The following is a 4,672-nucleotide window of genomic DNA, read 5'->3' on the forward strand; positions in this document are numbered from 1 at the left end:
AAGGTGCCCGCGGCCGCCCCGCCCCCCGCCTGGCGCGCGCTCGCGGGCCGCGCCGACGTCCGCACCCTCTCCCTGCTCGGGGTCCTCGCCGTCCTGATCGTGATCGGCGGGGTCACCAAGCCGGACGAGTTCCTCGACACCCGCAACCTCCAACTCGTCCTCACCCAGGCCTCGGTGATCGGCGTCGTCACCGTCGGCATGACCTTCGTCATCACCTCCGGCGGCATCGACCTGTCCGTCGGCGCGATCGTCGCCCTCGCCTCGGTGTGGGCGACGACGGTGGCAACCCAGGACTTCGGGTTCGCGGGCATCCTCTTCACGGCGGTGATCGTCGGCGTGGGCTGCGGCCTGGTCAACGGACTGCTCGTCGCCTACGGCGGCCTGGTCCCGTTCATCGCCACGCTCGCCATGCTGGCCTCGGCGCGCGGACTGGCCCTCCAGATCACCGACGGGCGCACGCAGATCGTCACCGTCGACTCGGTCCTGAGTCTCGGCGAGCGCGACGCCTACGTCCTCGGCATCCCTCCGCTGGTCCTGGTCTTCGCCGTCGTCACCGTCATCGGCTGGCTGGTGCTCAACTGCACCACCTTCGGCCGCCGCACCGTCGCCGTCGGCGGCAACGCCGAGGCCGCCCGGCTCGCCGGCATCGACGTACGCCGCCAGCGCCTCTACCTCTATCTGCTGTCCGGGCTGTGCTGCGGGATCGCCGCCTTCCTGCTGATCATCCTGTCCGGCTCCGGCCAGAACACCAACGGCAACCTCTACGAGCTGGACGCCATCGCCGCCGCGATCATCGGCGGCACGCTGCTCACCGGGGGACGCGGCACCATCACCGGCTCCGTGCTCGGCGTCCTGATCTTCACCACGATCACCGACATCTTCGCCCTGAACAACCTCCAGACCGACGTCCAGCAGATCGCCAAGGGCGCGATCATCGTCGCCGCCGTGCTGGTCCAGCGCCGGACCGCGACCTCGACCTGAGCGCACCCGCGACCACCGTCCGGGCAGACCCGAGACCCGACCCGAGCACACCCGAGCCCCGAGGAAAGGTTCACCGCCATGTCACACCTCCCCAGTCGCAGAGGACTGCTGTTCGGGAGCGCCGCCGTCTCCGCGGGCGTCGTGCTCGCCGGGTGTACGAGCAACGAGTCCAAGGACGAGAAGACCGGCGCGAACGACCAGCCGGTCGCCGACGACAAGCCCGGCAAGCCCGTCACCATCGGCTTCGCCGGTCCGCAGGCCGACCACGGCTGGCTCAACGCCATCAACGACAACGCCAAGAGCCGCGCCAGGAAGTACTCCGACGTCACGCTGGAGATCACCGAGGGCTCCAACGACACCGCCGCGCAGATCGGCCAGATCGAGACCCTCATCAACAAGAAGGTCGACGTGCTGGTGGTGCTGCCCGCCGACGGCAAGGCGCTCACCCAGGTCGGGCTGAAGGCGATGCGCGCGGGCATCCCGGTCGTCAACCTCGACCGGGTCTTCAACAGTCCCCAGGCGTACCGCTGCTGGATCGGTGGCGACAACTACGGCATGGGCCTCAACGCCGGTCACTACATCGGCGAGAAGCTCAAGGGCAAGGCGAACGCCCGCGTGGTCGAGCTGGCGGGGCTGGACAATCTGGAACTCACCCAGCAGCGGACCAAGGGCTTCGACGACGCGCTCAAGAACTACCCGAACATCAAGAAGGTCGCGCGCCAGGCCGCCGAGTTCACCGTCGAGTCCGGACAGGCCAAGATGGCCCAACTCCTGCAGGCGCAGTCCAAGTTCGACGCCCTGTGGAACCACGACGACGACCAGGGCGTGGGCGCGCTGCGCGCCATCGAGCAGGCCGGACGCGACGACTTCCTGATGGTCGGCGGAGCCGGTGCGCTCGCCGCGTTCCAGGCGATCAAGCGGGGCGACAGCGTGCTCAAGGCGACCGTCCTCTACCCGCCGACGATGGCCGCCTCCGCGATCGACCTCGCCCGCGCCCTCGGCCAGAACAAGGGCATCGGCGGCCTCGCCGAGTTCGAGATCCCCGCCTCCCTCACCCTCTACTCGGCCGTCGTCGACAAGGGCAACGTCGACCAGTACATGCCCACCGGCTTCCGGTGACGGGGCCCTTGCCGCACCCGCACGGCACCACCCCGTACGAGGACGAGGAGAGGACCCACCGCATGGCACAGCCGCAGCAGTCAGCAGGGGCGCAGGCCACCGGCACCGACCGGCCGGAGGGGGACGAGGGACGCCCGGCCGGAGCGGAGGATCGCCTGGCCGAGGGCGGCGACCGTCCGGCCGTCGGGATACCCCCGCTGCGCGTCGGCATGGTCGGCTACGCCTTCATGGGCGCCGCCCACTCCCAGGGCTGGCGCACCGCGGGCCGTGTCTTCGACCTGCCCCGCCGCCCGGTCCTGTCGGTGCTCTGCGGCCGCGACGGCGAGGCCGCCCGCGCCGCCGCCGACCGGCACGGCTGGGCCGCGACCGAGACCGACTGGCGCGCCCTGATCGCCCGCGACGACGTCGACCTCGTCGACATCTGCACCCCCGGCGACAGCCACGCCGAGATCGCGGTCGCCGCCCTCGCCGCGGGCAAGCACGTGCTGTGCGAGAAGCCCCTCGCCAACACGGTCGAGGAGGCCGAGGCGATGGCCCGCGCGGCGGAAGAGGCGTACGAACGCGGTCAGTTGGCGATGGTCGGCTTCAACTACCGCCGCGTTCCCGCCGTCTCCCTCGCCCGGCGGATGATCACCGAGGGGCGGCTCGGCGCCCTGCGGCACGTCCGGGTGGCGTACCTCCAGGACTGGCTGGTGGACCCGGAGTTCCCGTTGACCTGGCGGCTGCGCAAGGAGGCGGCCGGATCGGGCGCGCTCGGCGATCTGGGCGCGCACATCATCGACGTCGCCCAGTACCTCGCGGGCGAGACGCTCTCCGGGGTCTCCGCCCTCACCGAGACCTTCGTACGACAGCGGCCCCTGCCGAGCGCGCCCACCAGCGGCCTGGCCGCCGTCACCGCCGCCGGGACCGGCCAGGTCACCGTGGACGACGCCGCCGTCTTCACCGCCCGCTTCCCCTCCGGCGCCCTCGCCTCCTTCGAGGCCACCCGCTACGCCACCGGCCGCAAGAACGCCCTGCGCCTCGAACTCAACGGCGAGCGCGGCTCGTTGGCCTTCGACCTGGAACGGCTCAACGAGCTGCAGTACCACGACGCCACCGAGGGCGCCACGCACGCGGGCTTCCGCCGCATCCTCGTCACCGAGCCCGACCACCCCTACCTGGACGCCTGGTGGCCGCCGGGGCACGGACTCGGCTACGAGCACACCTTCGTCCACCAGGTCCGCGACCTCGTGCACGCCCTCGCCGAGGGCCGCAGGCCCGAGCCGTCCTTCGCCGACGGACTCCAGGTGCAGCGCGTCCTGGCCGCCGTCGAGGAGAGCGCGGCGAAGAACTCCGTCTACACCCCGATCGCGGTCTGAGGAGGGCCCCGCCATGCCCCGCACCTTCACCCTGTTCACCGGCCAGTGGGCCGACCTCCCGCTGGAGGAGGTCTGCCGCCTCGCCCGCGACTTCGGCTACGACGGACTCGAACTCGCCTGTTGGGGCGACCACTTCGAGGTCGACAAGGCGCTCGCGGACCCGTCGTACGTGGAGTCGCGCCATCAACTCCTCGACAAGTACGGCCTGAAATGCTGGGCGATCTCCAACCACCTCGTCGGACAGGCTGTTTGCGACGCCATCATCGACGAACGCCACCAGGCCATCCTGCCCGCCCGGATCTGGGGCGACGGCGACGCCGAGGGCGTACGGAGGCGGGCGGCCGCCGAGATCGCGGACACCGCCCGCGCCGCCGCGGCCTTCGGCGTCGACACCGTGATCGGCTTCACCGGCTCGGCCATCTGGCACCTCGTCGCCATGTTCCCGCCCGCGTCCGAGGCGATGATCGAGCGCGGCTACGACGACTTCGCCGAGCGCTGGAACCCGATCCTCGACGTGTTCGACGCGGAGGGCGTGCGCTTCGCCCACGAGGTCCACCCCAGCGAGATCGCCTACGACTACTGGACAACTCGGCGCGCTCTGGCCGCCGTTGATCACCGGCCCGCCTTCGGGCTCAACTTCGACCCCTCCCACTTCGTGTGGCAGGACCTCGACCCGGTCGGCTTCCTCTGGGACTTCCGCGACCGGATCTACCACGTCGACTGCAAGGAGGCCCGCAAGCGCCTCGACGGCCGCAACGGACGCCTCGGCTCCCATCTGCCCTGGGGCGACCCGCGCCGGGGCTGGGACTTCGTCTCCGCCGGACACGGAGACGTGCCCTGGGAGGACGTCTTCCGGATGCTGCGGTCCATCGACTACCGGGGTCCGGTCTCCGTGGAGTGGGAGGACGCCGGCATGGACCGGCTCCAGGGCGCCCCCGAGGCCCTGGCCCGCCTCAAGGCGTACGACTTCGACCCGCCGTCGGCCTCGTTCGACGCGGCCTTCGGCAACTGACCCACCACGGGCTCCCCGCCCCCGGCAACTCCCCACCCCACCGGGATGACGGCGCATCCCGGCGCACCCGCACCCGCCCGTACGATCCGCCCCATCTGGAGGCACACGTGCACGGGAACGACCGCCCCACAGGTACCCCCACCCGGCCGCCACGGCTGCGTACCGCCCTGGCCCTGTGCGGCGCGGCGCTGCTCATCGGCGC

4 protein-coding genes are annotated in these 4,672 nt (G+C 71.4%); all 4 read left to right on the forward strand.

All coding sequences use genetic code 11. From position 1 onward, the window contains the following. Positions 1 to 3 precede the first annotated feature (3 nt). The 4 genes from GTW40_RS09695 to GTW40_RS09710 all read left to right on the forward strand — a co-directional run bounded on the left by GTW40_RS09695 (position 4) and on the right by GTW40_RS09710 (position 4,470). The gene (locus tag GTW40_RS09695; RefSeq protein WP_161179763.1) at positions 4 to 981 is read left to right on the forward strand and encodes an ABC transporter permease; all 978 of its coding nucleotides are present in this window, start codon (positions 4 to 6) and stop codon (positions 979 to 981) included. 78 nt (positions 982 to 1,059) lie between these two features. After that, positions 1,060 to 2,100 carry a substrate-binding domain-containing protein gene (locus GTW40_RS09700; protein ID WP_161179760.1) on the forward strand — a complete coding sequence of 347 codons (1,041 nt, stop codon included), beginning with the start codon at positions 1,060 to 1,062 and terminating at the stop codon, positions 2,098 to 2,100. A gap of 62 nt (positions 2,101 to 2,162) precedes the next feature. Next, complete coding sequence (locus GTW40_RS09705; RefSeq protein WP_161179761.1) at positions 2,163 to 3,458, forward strand: Gfo/Idh/MocA family oxidoreductase; 1,296 nt, start codon at positions 2,163 to 2,165, stop codon at positions 3,456 to 3,458. Between the two features lie 13 nt (positions 3,459 to 3,471). Continuing rightward, on the forward strand, positions 3,472 to 4,470 hold the full coding sequence (locus tag GTW40_RS09710; protein ID WP_161179762.1) for a sugar phosphate isomerase/epimerase family protein: 999 nt from the start codon (positions 3,472 to 3,474) through the stop codon (positions 4,468 to 4,470). The last annotated feature ends 202 nt before the right edge of the window (positions 4,471 to 4,672 follow it).

Origin of the sequence: Streptomyces sp. SID4985 (assembly GCF_009863025.1) — a bacterium.
In the GTDB taxonomy this organism is placed as follows: domain Bacteria; phylum Actinomycetota; class Actinomycetes; order Streptomycetales; family Streptomycetaceae; genus Streptomyces.

What these genes read in the sequence shown, in the direction of transcription:
- GTW40_RS09700 (WP_161179760.1), top strand. Translation starts at nt 1,060, where the DNA reads ATGTCACACCTCCCCAGTCGCAGAGGACTGCTGTTCGGGAGCGCCGCC.
- GTW40_RS09705 (WP_161179761.1), top strand. Translation starts at nt 2,163, where the DNA reads ATGGCACAGCCGCAGCAGTCAGCAGGGGCGCAGGCCACCGGCACCGAC.
- GTW40_RS09710 (WP_161179762.1), top strand. Translation starts at nt 3,472, where the DNA reads ATGCCCCGCACCTTCACCCTGTTCACCGGCCAGTGGGCCGACCTCCCG.